We start from the raw sequence: 16,243 nt of genomic DNA, 5'->3' as shown, positions 1-16,243 counted from the left end.
GGCAGGTATGTGCGGCATCTTCGGTTTTTTAACCACTACAACTTCAGAGTTTAACCAGGCGAAAAATCATCGGGTTGCGGATTACTTCTTGAAGCTTTCGGAGGCGCGCGGCAAAGATGCTTCTGGCCTGGCCTTGATCGATGCCGAAAAAACCCGCGTGCTTAAGCGGCCGGTGCGCGGACGCGATTTGTCCCGCACGCATGAATATCGCGAATTGTGGCAGCACAGCCCAAGGCTGAACGGCTTTCTTGGTCACGCTCGCATGGTAACCAATGGCAGCGAAGAGACCCACGACAACAACCAGCCGGTCTTGAAAAGCGGCTGTTTGTGTTTGCAGAACGGTATCTTTGTGAACGATAGCGATATTTGGCCCCGTTTCCCAGAGCTCCGCCGCGAACACGAAGTGGATACGGAAGTGCTGATTAGCCTGTTCCAGCACTTCCGCTCCCAGGGGCACCTGCCTGTTTCAGCCCTGGTTCGTTCGTTTCGGGAGACCAAAGGCGCTAATTCCATTGCACTAGCTTGTGAGGACCTGGATGGTATTCTGATCGCCACCACTAATGGATCGCTGTATTTCGCCCTGGGTCACTCAGGCCAGGAATTGATCTTTGCCTCAGAAAAATATATCCTCAAAAAAATTATCTCTCACTCTGCCGTAGCCCAGTACTTTTTAGGCGTGCAGCCAGTTCAAGTTCGCCCCGGTGAGGGTTATGTCATCGCCTATGACAATTTGTCTCCCCAATTGTTTGGGCTGGATGATGTGCAGCCCACAGTGGAGCTGAACGCTACTAGCCCGCGCCAGCTGGTTGACCTGCGCCCAGCCGTAGAGGCTGCACCCCGTCGGCCGGACCACAGCGGAAAATTGTTGGCCTACGAAAAACTGCTAGCGATAGACGAACGCCCCATATTGGCGTTGCGCCGTTGCAGCCGCTGTCTATTGCCGGAAACATTCCCGTTCATCCAATACGATCAGGAAGGCGTGTGCAATTTTTGCCACAACTATGCTCCTTATAAACCCCAGGGGCATGATGCTCTGCAACAGTTAGTAGACAGCCTGCCGCGCAAGGGTTCAGATTCCCCCAATGTTTTGGCTCCACTGAGTGGCGGGCGGGATAGCTCATACGCGATCCATTATATGAAAACCAAGTTGGGCATGAACCCAGTGGCCTATACCTATGATTGGGGGATGGTCACTGACCTCGCCAGGCGGAATGTGTACCGGGTTTGTGGCGAGCTGGGGATTGAACACATTTTGATTTCAGCCGATATACGTGGCAAGCGGCGTAATATTCGGAAAAATGTGTTGGCCTGGCTGCACCGCCCTGAATTGGGAACCGTTCCGCTGTTCATGGCGGGGGATAAACAGTTCTTTTACTACGCCAACATGCTCAAAGAGCAAATGGATCTTGATCTGATCTTGTTCAGCATGAACCCCCTGGAACGTACAGACTTCAAGTCCGGCTTTACCGGCACCAATGAGAATTATTCCAAGCAAAAGCATTACCATCTCTCGGCGCGCAGCCAAATGCAGCAAGTTTTCTATTACGCCAAGCAAGTGGCGTTAAACCCAGCCTTTATTAATAGCTCAGTGGCAGACACCTTGTTTGGCTATGTGTCTTACTATCTGATCCCCCACGAGTATGAAATCTTTTATGACTACATTCCTTGGGATGAAGCCGAGATCGAGCAGACGTTGCAAGCAGAGTTGGATTGGGAAACGGCCAGCGATACGGAAACAACCTGGCGAATTGGTGATGGCACTGCTTCGTTTTACAATTACATTTATTATCGTATGGCGGGTTTTACCGAGAACGACGCGCAGCGTTCAAATCTGATCCGGGAAGGTGTGCTCTCCCGCGATAAGGCTTGGGAGTTAGTGCACCGGGATAACCAACCACGTTTGGAATCGATACTTTGGTACTGCGATACGATAGGGGTCGATTTTGCGCATGCAATCGAGCGGATCAATGCCGCGCCGCGGTTGTATTGAAATGGATAATAAGGCAGACTTCAGCCGGAAGGTTCGACCCCGCTCTGATATGGCCAACACGCGAAACTACATCTTGCACGGGTTGTTTTTTCTGCTGTATTCGCTGTTCAAGTACTGGTCTTTTCCCTTCTCCAATCTCTTTCGTTTTGCCGTGATTAGATTATTTGGGGCAGAGATTAAGTCCACTTACATATCGGATGGAGTCACGATTTGGTTTCCATGGCTGGTTAAGGTGGGACGGAATTGCTCGCTAAACCAAGGCGTGAACATAGATGGATATGGCGGTGTTACATTGGGTGACGGTGTTCGAGTGGCTGCTTATGTTTGCATCAATTCGTCAGACCATGATTTCTCGCAGCCCGATGTGCCGATCAGCGAGCAGGGGATGATCACCGCCCCTGTGGTCATTGAGGATGATGTTTGGATCGGCAACCATGTGGTCATCAATCGAGGAGTGCGTATTGGCCGGGGCTCGGTGATCGGTAGCTCTTCTGTGGTCACGCGTGATATTCCTCCCTATTCAGTGGCGGTTGGCGCGCCCTGCAAAGTCATCCGCTCTCGCAAGCCGGCTAAAGCCTGATTGCAAACAAGCGTTTTGCTGCAAGTCGCAGGTATAACGCTTCAAGCAGATAAGTAGTCGCGGTTACGATTGCCGCGCCAGTTACTCCCAACCAAGGGATGAAGCCCAAATTCATCAGAGCGTCGCCAGCCACTAGCGCCACGATTACCAGCGTATACATTTCCGGGCGTCCGCCTTGTAACAATATGCCGCCGAAAGAGCGATAGCCGGCACTGATAGTGACCGCTACTATCATGATGGCGAAGAGTTGCCAACCTAGGGTGTCTACATTGCCGTCGACAAGCCAGGAAAGAGCGGGAAATGCAGCCATTCCCAATAGGCCCGCGGCAAGGGACCATGGAAACAGTTGCCGCCGAGTAACTCGGGAGAGCTCTTCTATTTCGGTGGGTTCACTTTTTGCAAAGTGCTGTCCCAGCTTGGGGTCTATGCTCCAGCGCACTGCGATGGGTATTTGAGCAAAGCCCTCCGCCAATGTTGAGGCGAAGCTGTAAATGCCGACCAAGGCATCGCTGGTGAAATAGCCGAGCATCAGCACATCAATCCGCGTGTTTAGGTCGAGCAATACACCGCTTAGCACTCCTCGGGCACCGAACGAGACATGTTGGTGTAGCCAATGCCTAAAATTGCGCAGCGGTTGGGCTTTGAGCAGCCGGCCAAAAACAAAAATCAGCAGGCTGCAAAAAACTGTGATCTCGGTCAGGGTTAGCGCGAAGGCAAACTGATCCGCCGGCTGGTCTTGAATAACAAAAACAAAAACTACCAGTGGCAGCAAGATGAAGCGCAGCGCTCTGAAGACCGAGTTTGCCTTGATTTTATCCAGGCCGTTGACCACGTTTATTAGGACTTTGTTGAGCCCAAAGAACAACAGGCCTGGTGTAGCCAGGCGGATACCGACGGCTACTGCATCGCTGTTGAGGAACGCGCCGATTGGCTCGGCCAGCAGCCACAGTGCGACAACCACCGGCAGCATGATCAGGGCCACCAGCAGTAGGGCGCTGAGAGTGATCTCCCAACATGCGGATAGATCATCGCTGGCGTGCGATACGTGCTTTAGTGTGGAGAACTGCACCCCGCCTACGCCAATCTGTGAGAGGATGATGAAGACAGCGTACACCTGGTTGAACACGCCCAGGGTCTCAGCACTGTGCCAGCGCAGGAGCGCCACCAGTAGCAAGCCGCTTACTGCCATGATGCCCAAGCTGACCACGCTCCAGGTGACATCATTTGACAACAACTTGTGCAGTTGTCCCATCATGTTTTTCAAAACGCCAAATCCTTGATTGATACGTAAGTATACTTTGCAACAATTGACAAGCCGCAAATGCTAGCATTCATGCGAACTTAATGCGACTCTGTTACATTGAATGCGTTTAATCCCTTTATTGATTGGAGAACTAATACATGCGTACTGTTGTTAAAGTTGTACTCGGCTTGGCTGCCGCTGCTTTGGTGGCGATGGCGGCATTGGGGGTTTGGGTGCTGGGCCCGACTGCGGCTCCCAGCGGCGAGATCACCGCTATCCCCATTGAAGCAACCCTGCCCCAGGCGGAAGTGATCCAACCCACCGAAGTGGAAAGCGGTTCCGGAGAGTCCGCTGCCGCAGACGGAGCGACGACCTTTGAGCTGGTGCAGACGGAGACCGAAGCCCGCTTTTTGATTGATGAGATCCTGAGTGGGTCACCCAAGACAGTCATTGGTGTAGCCAGCCAGGTGGCGGGCCAGATCCTGATCGACCCGGCCAACCCGGCCGCGACCCAAATGGGGCCGGTCACGGTCAATGCACGCACTTTTGCGACCGACAACGGCAACCGCAACCGCGCCATTCAGAACGCCATCCTGCAGACTGGCGCCTTTGAGTTCATCACTTTCACCCCCAAGCAATTGCTGGGATTGCCGGCAAGTGTGGCCGTGGGCGACACGTTCACTTTCCAGGTCGTGGGCGACCTGCAGATCAAAGACCAGGTCAGCGAAGTGACCTTTGATGTGACCGTTCGCGTGGAGTCTGAGACCCGCCTCAGTGGCCAGGCCAGCGCCACAGTGGCCCGCGAGCAGTTCGGTCTGGGGCTGATCCAGACCCCGCCCCAGGTGGCCTCGGTGTCGCCGCAGGTTATTCTGGAACTGAACTTTGTGGCTGTTTCCCAATAGGTATCCTGCAGTTAACGGCGCACGGCTGTGCACCTTAACAAGACGAAGATAAAAAGCGCCGGCTTCTGCCGGCGTTTTTTATTGAACAGGAACTTCCATCAACGGGCGCTTTTCCGTCTGCGGGGGAGAGGCGACCAGGGTGGAGAGCACCTCCAGCAGGCGGGCGCGCCAGCCTGCTCCCTCCAAGCCCGCCAGCCAGACGACATGCTTGCTGGTGCGCACTCCGGCGCCCAGGTTGGGGTAGCGCTTGGGCGGGTCTTTGGGCGCGGGCAGAGGATAGCGCAGAGCCAATTGCTTGTTCTCGATGCTGATCGATATGACCCCGGCTTGCTCGGCCAACACACGCACTTTGAGCTGGTAGAGCAGGTTCTGCACTTCCTCCGGCAGCTTGCCAAAGCGATCCGTGAATTCCTCTTCCAGTGCTTCGATCTCGTTCAGGTCGTGAATGTCTGCCAGGCGGCGGTAGAGTTTCAAACGCATGGCCTTGTCGTCTACATAGGCGGCGGGGATGCCGACTTCGATGGGCAGATCCACATTGATGATGGGGTGATAGAGGCTAATCTGCGCCGCGCCAGCGCCGGTGGGCAGCTTGCCGCTGCGTTTGAGGTCCATGACGGCTTTGGAGAGCAGGCGAGTGTAGAGATGGAAACCGACGGCGGCGATGAGGCCGTGCTGGCGGTTGCCGAGCAGGTCGCCGGTGCCGCGGATTTGCATGTCGCGCATGGCCACGGAAAAGCCGGCGCCCAGATGCGTGTTCTCGGCAATCGTATCGAGGCGCTGGCGGCCTTCCTGCGTGGTGGCGCGCTGGCCGTGGCGGAAGAAGTAGGCGTAGGCGCGCTGGGCGCCGCGGCCCACCCGGCCGCGCAGCTGGTAGAGCTGGGCCAGCCCGAAGGTGTCGGCCCGGTCCACGATGAGCGTGTTGGCGTTGGGGATATCCAAGCCAGACTCGATGATGGTGGTGGTTAGCAAGACATCCACCTCGCCGCGGGTGAAGGCCGCCATGCGCTCGGCCAATTCGTGCTCCGGTAACTGCCCGTGGGCCACGGCAATGCGCAGGTCTGGCAGCAGTTTGGTCAGCTGGCGGCGCATGCCCTCAATGGTTTGCACGCGGTTGTGCACGAAGAAGGCCTGCCCGCCGCGGTCGAGCTCACGCAAAATCGCCCGGCGCACCAACTGCTCCGAATAGGGGCCGACATGCGTGACCACCGGCAGGCGCTCTTCCGGCGGGGTACTGATGGTGGAGATGTCGCGCACGCCGGTGAGCGACATGTATAGGGTGCGCGGGATGGGCGTGGCGGTCATCGTGAGCACGTCCACTTCAGTGCGCATCTTCTTGAGATATTCCTTATGGGTCACGCCAAAACGCTGTTCTTCGTCAATGATCAGCAGGCCCAGGTCTTTGAACTGCACATCTTTTTGCACCAGGCGGTGGGTGCCAATGACGATATCCACCTGTCCGGCGGCCAGCCTGCGCAGCGTATCAGCCTGTTCGCTGCTGGTGCGGAAACGGGAGAGCATATCCACTGTGACCGGGAAGGCTGCCAGGCGTTGCTGGAAAGTTTCGTAGTGCTGCTGGGCCAACACGGTGGTAGGCACCAGCATGGCGACCTGCTTGCCATCTGCCACGGCTTTGAAGGCGGCGCGTAAGGCGACTTCGGTCTTGCCGTAGCCGGCGTCGCCGCAGACCAGGCGGTCCATCGGGCGGCTGCTTTCCATATCACGCTTGACCTCTTCCAGCACGCGCAGTTGGTCCTCGGTTTCCACATAGGGGAAGCTGGCTTCCAGCTCGCGCTGCCAGGCGCTGTCTGGGCCGAAGGCGTGTCCCTGGGCCATCTCGCGGCGGGCGTAGAGCTCCAACAAGTCTTCGGCGATGGCCTCCACAGCCCGGCGCACGCGCGCCTTGGAGCTGCGCCATTCCGTGCCGCCCAGGCGGCTGAGCAGCGGGGCTTCACCACGGCCGCCCACATAGCGGGTCAGCCGGTCCGCCTGGTGCACGGGTACGTAGAGCTGATCGCCGCCGGCGTATTCCACACGCAGGAACTCACGGGCGACGCCTTCGATCCTGGCTTCGACCAGGCCTTTGAAGATGCCGATGCCGTGGTCAATGTGCACGACCCACTCGTCGTTCTGCAGGTCGACATAGGGCGCCTCGGGGGATTCACGCTCCGGGCGCGGCTGGCGGCGGGGTTGCGGGCGGCCCCAGCCGAAAATCTCGCCATCGGTCAGCAGGTGCACCACAGGCTCCCTGGGCTGCTGCAAGCTCCAGCCGTCGCCCAGGGTGCCATCGGTGAAGATGGGAGGGTTTTCGCGCTGGCTGGCGAAGCTGCGCTCCAGCCAGAGGTCGTGCAGACGGGGTGCCTGGCGCGAGACCAGATGCACCTGCTCTCCGTTGTCCAGCAGGCGTTCGATGTGGTCGATGGCCAGCTTGAGTTGGCCGCCAAAGCGCGGCCCAGGGCGAAACAGGCTGGCCAGGCCGTCAGCTTCTTCCAGCGATTCGGCCGGCCCCAACTCCAGCAAAGGCCGATCGGACAGTTGGTCACGAATCTCGTCCAGGGTCAGGTAGGGCAGGGCATGGGCTTCAGTCAGCAGGCCGGTGACCAAATTCTCCTGACGGATGCTGAGCGCCTGGGTTTCCAGGTCGCTGATCTGCTCCTGCAAGGCTTCCATGTCATCGACCAGCACCAGGGTGTCGACGGGTAGGTAGTCCAGCAAGCTGGCGGTTTCGGCGTGCAGCAGGGGAATATGAAATTCGTTGAGGTCTTTGGCCTCCAGCCCGGTCTCGGCCTGGCGATCGAGCAGATATTCGCGGGCTGGGCTGATCTGGGCCAGTTCAACCTCTTCCACCGTGCGCTGGCTGCCCGGTTCAAAGCGGCGCAGGCTGTCGACCTCGTCGCCAAAGAATTCCAGGCGGATGGGCAGCGGGTCTTGCATGGCCCACAGGTCTAGAATGCCGCCGCGGCGGGCGAACTGGCCGGGGGCGGTGACGCTGCTGGCGTTTTCGTAACCGCTGCGCACCAGTCGCTCGGCCAGGGCCAGCGGGTCCTGGCGGCTGCCACTATGCAGGCTAAGGCTGGCTGCCAGGAAGTCGGGCTTGGGCAGAGTGCGCGCCATGAGGGCGCGACCGCTGGCAAGGATAAAGGGCGGAGGCAGGTCTGGATTGGGCAAGGCCAGACCGGCCAGCACGGCCAGGCGCTCGCGGCGGGCCGTCTCACTCCAGGCGGCGTTCTCGTAGAACAGCGAGCTGGGCTCGGCAAAATATTGGCGCATGAGCTGCGGCGCCCAGAGGCCGAGTTCCTCCAGGTAGGTCAGCGCCCGGTCACGGCGCTGGGTGAGCAGCAGGGCAGGGCGGCCGTTGGCTGCGGCCAAGGCGGCCGCCAACGGCAGGCGCGCGGCGCGGATCAGCCCGAGCTTGCCAGCCCGGTCTGGGCGCGCCGCCAGTTCCTGGAAGGCGGGCAGCTGTTGGATAGTGGTCAGTAAAGCTTCCATGTGCTTAGAAATCAGTAATTGGGGATCCCTAATTTACTGATCACTCATCACTTTCATGCGCGTTGTACTTGTTCATGGCGGTGACGATGCCGTCACTGACAAAGCTGAGGCCAGCTTCGGCGGCGCGCTGCAGCACGAAGGGCAGTTCTTCGCGTTCCTGCCGGGAGAAATCTTGCAATACGTGGTCGGGTGTGCGCATGCGGCCCTTGGGCCGGCCCACGCCCACCCGCAGGCGCGCAAAGTCCTGGCCGCCGAGGTTCTCGATGATCGACTTCATACCCTTTTGCCCGGCGGAGCCGCCCTCGGCGCGCAGGCGCAGGCTGCCAAAGGGCAAATCGACGTCGTCATAGAGCACCAGCAGTTTTTCCAACGGCGCCTTGTAGAAGCGCAGCAGCCCGCGCACAGCACTGCCCGAGCGGTTCATGTAAGTGCGCGGCTTGGCCAGCACCAGGCGTTCTTCGCCATGACGGGCGCTGGCCACCAGCGCCTCGGACTGCATGCGGCTGAAGGTGGTTTCCAGCTGACGGGCCATCTCGTCCACGGCCAGGAAACCGGCATTGTGCCGGTTCAGCGCGTACTCAGGCCCGGGGTTGCCCAGGCCGACGATGACGAAAGGCGGGTTGTCGTTGATTTCTTTCTTTTTACGCCAGAACATGGTTCTCCGAAGGCTTAAAATGCATATGAGCTTTTAAAAGCGCTAGGCCACCGCCGCGGGTGCGGGGGTGGTAAACTGCACAGATATTCTAGCAGGTTCCAGAATATCAAGGAAACAGAGAAAAACCGGATGGATGAACTTTCTTTCACACATCGCTTGCGACGTTTGTGGAATAAGCTGCGTATTTTAGGGCTTCAACGCGCGGTAAAGAGCCTGTACCCTCGCAAAAAGGCAGATATCCCCTTTCCTTTGGCCGGGGCGGACCCCGACCTCCTTCTGGCGCCGGGGATTACATCCATTAGAGATTATGCGCGCAAGCGGAGTGGACAAGCCAAAAAGAGCGAAGCAAGCAAAGATCGTAGTACACAGTTTCCTTTGATTTATCAGCATGCTAGTGGCGATACGATGCGTTATGCTCTCTTTCCCGCCTTGGCTGAATCAAAGGGCCTGATCACGATATTTCATGGCTATCTTGGCTTTGAGATTGAGGATATTCGCTACAGCTGGAGGCAGTTTGATCTTTTGTTGCCGTTGGATAGTTATGGTTATAAAAATCTGGGGAGTTGGTTTTGGGGGGAAAAGGGTGATAACCATGTTGAGAAGCTGACAAATGCCTTAATCAGGAAAGTCCAAGCAGAACGAAACCCCTCTCACTGGTTTACTTTAGGAACCTCCATGGGTGGGTTCGCTGCTTTGTATCATGGTATTAAGTATCAGGCGGATGGAATTTACACGATGACCCCAATCATAGATCTGAAGAAAAAGGCTGCCGAATACTATAAACGCGGGATTGAAACGAGTTACACTGCCCTGGCGCACCCTGATGACCTTGAGTTTAGAGGCCTGCCAGATGTATGCCTGGAAGCAGAACGCGCAGAAGCTTTGCCCCCACTCTTTCTGATCCAGAATCAATATGATCGTTCAAACCCTTTTGGTGAGGACACTTTGCCATTGGTTCAGAGCTATACCAAGAAGAAGGGATGGCTTGGTTTGCGCGTCCATCCGGCGATTGGTCATCAAGGACATGATGGTAGCTATGAAGAGGCGCGATATTTCTTCAGTACGATTGTCGAGAAATCACCGCCCAAAGTGGTGGATTTTTACGACCAAGATGATGGAGGCTAATACCTTGTGAAATAAAAGACGCCGCACGGAGTGCGGCGTCTTTTTTGTATATAGCTTCGGGTTAGACCGTGCCTTCTTCCCAAGAGTTGAGGTATTTCTCCTGTTCGGGAGTGAGCACGTCGATGTGAATGCCCATGGCTTCGAGCTTGATGCGGGCAATTTCCTTGTCGATGTCTTCCGGCACGGAGTAGACCTTGTTCTCCAGCTTGTCGGCGTTGCGGGCCATGTATTCGGCGGCCAGGGCCTGGTTGGCGAAGGACATGTCCATCACGCTGGCCGGGTGGCCTTCGGCGGAGGCCAGGTTGATCAGGCGGCCTTCACCCAGGATATGGATCTGGCGGCCATCCTTCAGCTGATATTGGTCCACGAAAGGACGCACTAAGCGTTTGTCTGTGGCCATCTTTTCCAGCGCGTCGATGTTGATCTCCACATTGAAGTGGCCGGAGTTGGAGACGATAGCGCCGTCTTTCATGGCTTCGAAATGGTGCTTGTCGAGTACATTGATATCGCCGGTGACCGTGCAGAAGATGTCGCCGATCTTGACCGCTTCAGCCATGGGCATCACGCGGAAGCCATCCATCACGGCTTCGAGAGCCGGCATGGGGTTGATCTCGGTCACGATCACGTTGGCGCCCATGCCGCGGGCCCGGTCGGCCAGGCCGCGGCCGCACCAGCCGTAACCGGCCACGACGAAGGTCTTGCCCGCCAGCAGCACATTGGTGGCGCGGATGATGCCGTCGATGGTGGACTGGCCGGTGCCGTAGCGGTTGTCGAAGAAGTGCTTGGTCATGGCGTCGTTGACGGCGATGACGGGGAATTCCAGCGCGCCGTCGGCGGCCATGGCCTTGAGGCGGATGACGCCGGTGGTGGTCTCTTCGGTGCCGCCCACGATGGTCTCAAGCAGCTCGCGGCGGTTCTTGTGCAGCTCGCTGACCAGGTCCGCGCCGTCATCCATGGTCAGGTGCGGCTTGTGGTCCAGCGCCACGCCGATGTGGCTGTAGTACGTGGCGTTGTCTTCGCCCTTGATGGCGAAGACGGGGATCTCGTCGTGGGCCACCAGCGAAGCGGCCACGTCGTCTTGGGTAGAGAGCGGGTTGGAAGCCACCAGCACCACATCGGCGCCGCCGGCCTGCAGGACGCGGGCCAGGTTGCCGGTCTCGGCGGTGACATGCAAACAGGCGGAGAGGCGCAGACCCTTGAGCGGCTTCTCTTTTTCGAAGCGCTCCATGATGGTGCGCAGCACCGGCATTTCGCGCTCGGCCCAGTTAATGCGCCGGCGGCCGCCTTCGGCCAAGCCAGCGTCTTTGATATCGAACTTTTCCATGATTTACTCCATTCCTTATAACGTGCGGATCAATGACTGGGGATCAGCGCATGCAGCGCGCTGGCGTCTTTGTAAAACTCTTCGTAGCGGGAGAGGAACTGCTGCGGGGTGAAGTGGTGGGCCTGCGGGCCTTCGTTTTCCAGGCAGTAGGTGGCCGCTAAGGAGCCGATCTGGGCGCAGATGTCCCAATCCAAGCCCATGCGGTACCCGGTGAGGAAGCCGCCGCGGAAGGCATCGCCGCCGCCGGTGGGGTCTACGATGTGCTCGGTGGGGAAAGCCTCGACCGGTTTTTCTTCACCGTCCACATACACCAGGGCGCCCTTAGGACCCATGGTGATGGCCATGAACTTGAGGTGTGAGAGGATCTCATCGGCAGACATCTTGGTCTTGTCCTTGATCAGCTCAAACTCGTATTCATTGGCGAACAAGGCGTGTGCACTCTCCACGCCGGCGCGCAGCACATCACCTTCGAAGCGGATGATCTGCTGGCTGGGGTCGTAGATATAGGGGATGCTCAGCGCTTTGCATTCGTCGATATAGCGCTGCATGGCGCCGGGCTCGTTGGGGGAGACGATCACCATTTCTGGGCGCGGCCCTTGCAGTTCGTGCAGGGAGAGCTCGCCGGCATGGGCCATGGCGCCGGGGTAGAAGCTGGCCACCTGGGCGTTGGAGCGGTCTGTGGTGGCGAAGAACGAGGCGGTGTAGGTGCCCGGCACCACCTGGATGTTGGCGGTGTCCACACCGTGCTCTTCGAGGAAGGCGCGGTAGTCGGCAAAGTCTTCGCCCACGGTGGCCAGCACGCGCGGCCGCCCGCCCAGTAGCGCCAAGGTATAGGCGATGTTGGGGGCGATGCCGCCACGGCGGCGCACCAGGCTCTCTACCAGGAAGGAGAGGCTGATCTTTTCGAGATGTTCGGGGAGGAGGTGCTCTTTGAAATGACCGGGGAAGGTCATCAGGTAGTCGTACGCGACTGAACCGGTAACAAGAATATCCATCAAGTTTTCTCTCGCCACACTAAAAGACGCTCTCGGCGAGAGCGTCCTCCCGTTCTGACGGGTTGCGAAGCGAGGCGAAGTGTACTATATGCCCAACAGAATGTCAAAATGGGCAACCGTGGGGACAAGCCACTATAATGAGCCTATGGACTTGCAAAGCTTGGGCACTCTGGCGGGGGCGCTCTCTGTATGGGGGGCCGCTTTCCTGCTGGCCTTGTGGGCCAGCCTGGTGTATTGGACCTGGAGAGACGCCCAAGCGCGTATCAGCCAGCCGCTGCGCCGCACGCTGGCGGTGTTGGTTCCAGTGGTCTTGTTTATCCCCGGGGTGCTGATCTACCTGATCCTGCGCCCGGCGCGCACTATCGAAGAAGAGTATTTGCTGACGTTGGAGGAAGAAGCCCTGCTGAGGGCGGTGGAGCAGAGCGAAGAGTAGCCTGCCTTCCCGCCGGATAGGGCTGCGCTTGACCGATATGGTAGACTAAACCAACCGAGTGATGGCTGAAACGCGCGCGACTGAAATGATACATCGCCTGCGAGAGCTGCAAGCCGCAGCTCCCGACATCCTCGGCTCGGCGGTGGTCACCGCCGACGGTCTGTCGCTGGCCTCGGCCCTGCCGGCCGAAGTCAGTGAAGAGCGCATTGCGGCCATGTCTGCCGCCATGCTGAGCCTGGGCGAACGCATCTCTGTAGAATTGCAACGCGGCGAATTTGAGGAAGTCTACATCCGCGGCGACCAGGGTCTGGTGCTGCTGACTGCCGTGGGCCGCGACGCAGTGCTGGCGGCGCTTTCCCGCAACGAATCCAAGCTGGGTATCATCTTTTTGGAAATGCGCCGCGCCGCGGCGGATCTGCTTGCCTATGTGTCGTAGAGTACGCCGTTCCACCCTGCCATCTGATCAACGCCTCGGGGAGGGGTCCCTGTCAACACCCCTCCCCGATGTCTTTTAACTCCCCTGCCATGAGAACAAGTGGAGAGCACAATGACTGTTAAATATATTTTTATAACCGGCGGCGTGGTCAGTTCGGTGGGCAAGGGCGTCACTTGCGCGGCGATCGGCCGCCTGCTCAAAGAGCGCGGCCTGAAGGTGGCCATCCAGAAGCTAGATCCTTACATTAACGTGGACCCAGGCACGATGAGCCCTTACCAGCACGGCGAAGTCTTTGTGCTGGATGATGGGGCCGAGACCGACCTGGACCTGGGCCATTACGAGCGCTTCGTGGACGAGAACCTGAGCCGGGTGTGCAACGTGACCACCGGCCAGGTCTACGCCGATGTGATCGCCAAAGAGCGGCGCGGCGATTACCTGGGCGGCACGATCCAGGTTATCCCGCACATCACCAACGAGATCAAGCGCCGCATTGGCCTGGTGCCCAAGGAGACCGGGGCCGAAGTGGTGCTGGTGGAGGTGGGCGGCACAGTGGGCGATATCGAGTCACTGCCCTTTATTGAATCGCTGCGCCAGATGCGCAGCGAAGCCGGGCGCGAGAACACCTTCTATATCCACACCACCTGGCTGCCACATATTTCGGCCACGGACGAACTGAAGACCAAGCCGACCCAGCACTCCGTGCGCGAGCTGCGCGCCCTGGGCATTTCGCCCAATATGATCGTGGCGCGCGCCGACCGCGAGATCCCCGCCGAGCTGGCCAACAAGATCGCCCAGTTCTGCGATGTGGACCCGCAGGCGGTGGTGCCGATGCCCACCACAGATGTGATGTACGAAGTACCGCTGCTGCTGGAGCAGCAGGGCGTGGGCGACTATATTGTGAAGAGCCTGGGCCTTAGGCCGCGCCGCAAGCCCGACCTGTCGCAGTGGCGGGAGATCGTGACCCAGGCGCGGGCCAGCAAGCCGGTGGTGCGCGTGGCACTGGTGGGCAAATACGTGGAGCTGCACGATGCCTACATGAGCGTGCGCGAGTCGTTGTACCACGCCGGCCTGGCGGTTGGCGTGCAGGTAGAGATCGACTGGGTGAATTCCGTGGAGCTGGAAAAGGGCAATGGCTGGGAGGAAGTGCGCGCCGCCGATGGCGTGCTGGTGCCTGGCGGCTTTGGCAACCGCGGCATTGAGGGCAAGATCCAAGCCGCCCAGCATGCGCGTGAGCAGGGCGTGCCCTATTTTGGCCTGTGTCTGGGCATGCAAGTCATGGCGATCGAGTTCGCCCGCAACGCCCTGGGCCACGCGGGGGCCAATTCCACCGAGTTCGACCCGAAGACCGCCTACCCGGTGATCGACCTGATGCCCGACCAGCGCGACCTGGCCGACAAGGGCGCCACTATGCGACTGGGGGTATACCCCTGCCAGCTGCAGCCCGGCAGCCTGGCGGCGCGCGCCTATGCTGCCGAGACGGTCAGCGAGCGCCACCGCCACCGCTTCGAGTTCAACAATGCTGCGCGGGACGCCTTTGAAGGGCGCGGTGTGCGCTTTTCCGGCATCTCGCCGGATAACCGCCTGGTCGAAATTATGGAACTGGCCGAGCATCCCTTTATGCTAGGTACCCAGTTCCACCCCGAGTTCCTCTCGCGCCCGACGCGGCCGCACCCCCTGTTCATCGCCTTTTTACAAGCCGTGGCCCACAAGGCCGGCGTGCTTGCCGAAAGCATCCCCATGAAAGCGGAGATTAACTAAGATGACTTCCACCAAGATCCAATCCATTCACGCCCGCCAGATCCTGGATTCGCGCGGCAACCCGACCGTTGAAGTGGACGTACGCCTGGAAGGCGGCGCTTTTGGCCGGGCGGCGGTGCCCTCTGGCGCCTCCACCGGTATTCACGAAGCGCTGGAACTGCGCGACGGCGACAAGAGCCGCTATGTGGGCAAAGGCGTCTCCAAGGCGGTGGCCAACGTGAACGGGGCAATTGCGGCTGGGTTGAAGGGCGCCGATACAGCTGACCAGGCCGGGCTGGATGCAGCCCTGCTGGCGCTGGACGGGACGTCGAACAAGGCGTCCCTGGGCGCCAATGCCGTGCTGGGCGTGAGCCTGGCGGCGGCCAAAGCCGCCGCGGCGGCCGCCGGCCAGCCGCTGTACCGCTGGCTGGGCGGCGAGGAGGCCGTGCTGCTGCCGGCGCCGATGCTGAATATATTGAACGGCGGGGCGCACACCGGCTGGCAGTCCACCGACTTTCAGGAATTCATGGTGATGCCGCTAGGCGCGCCCAGCTTCAGTGAAGGTTTGCGCTGGGGTGTTGAGGTCTACCACACGCTGCGCGGCGTGCTGAAGGAGAAGGGTTTCAGCACGCTGGTGGGCGATGAGGGCGGCTACGCCCCGGCGTTGGGCAGCAACGAGGAGGCCATCGAGCTGATCTTGCAGGCAATCGAGAAGGCTGGCTACCAGCCCGGCGAGCAGATCAGCATCGCCTTGGACCCGGCGACCAGCGAGCTATTTGATGAAGACAAGGGTGACTACCACCTGCGCAAAGAAGGCCGCCGCCTGAGCAGCGCGGAGATGGTCGGCTTTTGGACCGAGTGGACGCAGAAATACCCGATCGTTTCGATCGAAGACGGCCTGGCCCAGGAAGACTGGGACGGTTGGAAGTCGCTGACCGCCGCGGTGGGCGACAGCCTACAGCTGGTGGGCGACGACCTGCTGGTGACCAATCCGAAATTCGTGCGCCGGGCGATCGACGAGCAGGCCTGCAATGCGCTGCTGGTCAAGGTCAACCAGATCGGCAGCCTGAGCGAGACCATCGAGGCCGTCAAGCTGTGTCAGGATGCCGGCTGGGGCACGGTCAGCTCGCACCGCTCCGGTGAGACTGAGGACAGCACCATCGCCGACCTGGCGGTGGCGCTGCGCATGGGCCAGATCAAGACCGGCGCGCCTGCGCGCTCCGACCGCACGGCCAAGTTCAACCAGCTGCTGCGCATCGAAGAAGAGCTAGGCGATAAGGCGCAGTATGCTGGGTGGAGCGCGTTGAACCTGAAGCAGTTATGAATAAAGACTGCTC

13 protein-coding genes are annotated in these 16,243 nt (G+C 59.4%); 8 read left to right on the top strand and 5 right to left on the bottom strand.

Features of this window, described 5'->3' with window-relative positions; all coding sequences use genetic code 11:
- Positions 1–7 precede the first annotated feature (7 nt).
- Together KF885_00290 and KF885_00285 are read left to right on the top strand one after the other, a co-directional pair.
- Complete coding sequence (locus tag KF885_00290) at positions 8–1,990, top strand: hypothetical protein (GenBank protein MBX3047594.1); 1,983 nt, start codon at positions 8–10, stop codon at positions 1,988–1,990.
- A complete protein-coding gene (locus tag KF885_00285; protein MBX3047593.1) occupies positions 1,968–2,570 on the top strand; it encodes an acyltransferase in 603 nt (200 codons plus the stop codon). The genes KF885_00290 and KF885_00285 overlap by 23 nt, the downstream gene beginning before the upstream one ends.
- Here the strand turns inward: KF885_00285 and KF885_00280 are convergent.
- On the bottom strand, positions 2,560–3,834 hold the full coding sequence (locus KF885_00280) for an oligosaccharide flippase family protein (GenBank protein ID MBX3047592.1): 1,275 nt from the start codon (positions 3,832–3,834) through the stop codon (positions 2,560–2,562). The genes KF885_00285 and KF885_00280 overlap by 11 nt on opposite strands.
- 137 nt (positions 3,835–3,971) lie before the next feature.
- Between KF885_00280 and KF885_00275 the strand changes: the two genes are divergently transcribed.
- On the top strand, positions 3,972–4,715 hold the full coding sequence (locus KF885_00275) for a YceI family protein (GenBank protein ID MBX3047591.1): 744 nt from the start codon (positions 3,972–3,974) through the stop codon (positions 4,713–4,715).
- A 78-nt stretch (positions 4,716–4,793) separates the two neighbouring features.
- Here the strand turns inward: KF885_00275 and mfd are convergent, their stop codons facing one another.
- Both mfd and pth read right to left on the bottom strand, forming a co-directional pair.
- Positions 4,794–8,201 (bottom strand): transcription-repair coupling factor, encoded by a 3,408-nt coding sequence (mfd, locus tag KF885_00270; GenBank protein ID MBX3047590.1) that lies wholly within the window; start codon positions 8,199–8,201, stop codon positions 4,794–4,796.
- 40 nt (positions 8,202–8,241) lie between these two features.
- Positions 8,242–8,856, bottom strand: coding sequence for an aminoacyl-tRNA hydrolase (gene pth, locus KF885_00265; protein ID MBX3047589.1), 615 nt, complete (start codon positions 8,854–8,856; stop codon positions 8,242–8,244).
- A gap of 129 nt (positions 8,857–8,985) precedes the next feature.
- Between pth and KF885_00260 the strand changes: the two genes are divergently transcribed.
- Complete coding sequence (locus KF885_00260; protein ID MBX3047588.1) at positions 8,986–9,981, top strand: hypothetical protein; 996 nt, start codon at positions 8,986–8,988, stop codon at positions 9,979–9,981.
- Positions 9,982–10,042: 61 nt separating this feature from the next.
- Here KF885_00260 and ahcY read toward each other — a convergent pair whose 3' ends face one another.
- Positions 10,043–11,305, bottom strand: coding sequence for an adenosylhomocysteinase (gene ahcY / locus KF885_00255; GenBank protein ID MBX3047587.1), 1,263 nt, complete (start codon positions 11,303–11,305; stop codon positions 10,043–10,045).
- Between the two features lie 29 nt (positions 11,306–11,334).
- Complete coding sequence (locus KF885_00250; GenBank protein ID MBX3047586.1) at positions 11,335–12,300, bottom strand: carbohydrate kinase family protein; 966 nt, start codon at positions 12,298–12,300, stop codon at positions 11,335–11,337.
- Positions 12,301–12,445: 145 nt separating this feature from the next.
- Between KF885_00250 and KF885_00245 the strand changes: the two genes are divergently transcribed.
- The 4 genes from KF885_00245 to eno all read left to right on the top strand — a co-directional run bounded on the left by KF885_00245 (position 12,446) and on the right by eno (position 16,230).
- A complete protein-coding gene (locus tag KF885_00245; GenBank protein ID MBX3047585.1) occupies positions 12,446–12,733 on the top strand; it encodes a hypothetical protein in 288 nt (95 codons plus the stop codon).
- Between the two features lie 85 nt (positions 12,734–12,818).
- Positions 12,819–13,169, top strand: a complete 351-nt coding sequence (locus KF885_00240; protein ID MBX3047584.1) for a roadblock/LC7 domain-containing protein — start codon at positions 12,819–12,821, stop codon at positions 13,167–13,169.
- A gap of 111 nt (positions 13,170–13,280) precedes the next feature.
- Positions 13,281–14,927, top strand: a complete 1,647-nt coding sequence (locus KF885_00235; protein ID MBX3047583.1) for a CTP synthase — start codon at positions 13,281–13,283, stop codon at positions 14,925–14,927.
- Between the two features lies 1 nt (position 14,928).
- Positions 14,929–16,230 carry a phosphopyruvate hydratase gene (eno, locus tag KF885_00230; protein MBX3047582.1) on the top strand — a complete coding sequence of 434 codons (1,302 nt, stop codon included), beginning with the start codon at positions 14,929–14,931 and terminating at the stop codon, positions 16,228–16,230.
- Positions 16,231–16,243: the final 13 nt, after the last annotated feature.

Source organism: Anaerolineales bacterium (genome assembly GCA_019637805.1).
Classification (GTDB): Bacteria; Chloroflexota; Anaerolineae; order Anaerolineales; family UBA11579; genus JAMCZK01.
This window is presented reverse-complemented; position numbering and strand designations above follow the sequence as displayed.

What these genes read in the sequence shown, in the direction of transcription:
- KF885_00290 (MBX3047594.1), top strand. Translation starts at nt 8, where the DNA reads ATGTGCGGCATCTTCGGTTTTTTAACCACTACAACTTCAGAGTTTAAC.
- KF885_00285 (MBX3047593.1), top strand. Translation starts at nt 1,968, where the DNA reads ATGCCGCGCCGCGGTTGTATTGAAATGGATAATAAGGCAGACTTCAGC.
- KF885_00275 (MBX3047591.1), top strand. Translation starts at nt 3,972, where the DNA reads ATGCGTACTGTTGTTAAAGTTGTACTCGGCTTGGCTGCCGCTGCTTTG.
- mfd (MBX3047590.1), bottom strand. Translation starts at nt 8,201, where the DNA reads ATGGAAGCTTTACTGACCACTATCCAACAGCTGCCCGCCTTCCAGGAA.
- pth (MBX3047589.1), bottom strand. Translation starts at nt 8,856, where the DNA reads ATGTTCTGGCGTAAAAAGAAAGAAATCAACGACAACCCGCCTTTCGTC.
- KF885_00260 (MBX3047588.1), top strand. Translation starts at nt 8,986, where the DNA reads ATGGATGAACTTTCTTTCACACATCGCTTGCGACGTTTGTGGAATAAG.
- ahcY (MBX3047587.1), bottom strand. Translation starts at nt 11,305, where the DNA reads ATGGAAAAGTTCGATATCAAAGACGCTGGCTTGGCCGAAGGCGGCCGC.
- KF885_00250 (MBX3047586.1), bottom strand. Translation starts at nt 12,300, where the DNA reads ATGGATATTCTTGTTACCGGTTCAGTCGCGTACGACTACCTGATGACC.
- KF885_00245 (MBX3047585.1), top strand. Translation starts at nt 12,446, where the DNA reads ATGGACTTGCAAAGCTTGGGCACTCTGGCGGGGGCGCTCTCTGTATGG.
- KF885_00240 (MBX3047584.1), top strand. Translation starts at nt 12,819, where the DNA reads ATGATACATCGCCTGCGAGAGCTGCAAGCCGCAGCTCCCGACATCCTC.
- KF885_00235 (MBX3047583.1), top strand. Translation starts at nt 13,281, where the DNA reads ATGACTGTTAAATATATTTTTATAACCGGCGGCGTGGTCAGTTCGGTG.
- eno (MBX3047582.1), top strand. Translation starts at nt 14,929, where the DNA reads ATGACTTCCACCAAGATCCAATCCATTCACGCCCGCCAGATCCTGGAT.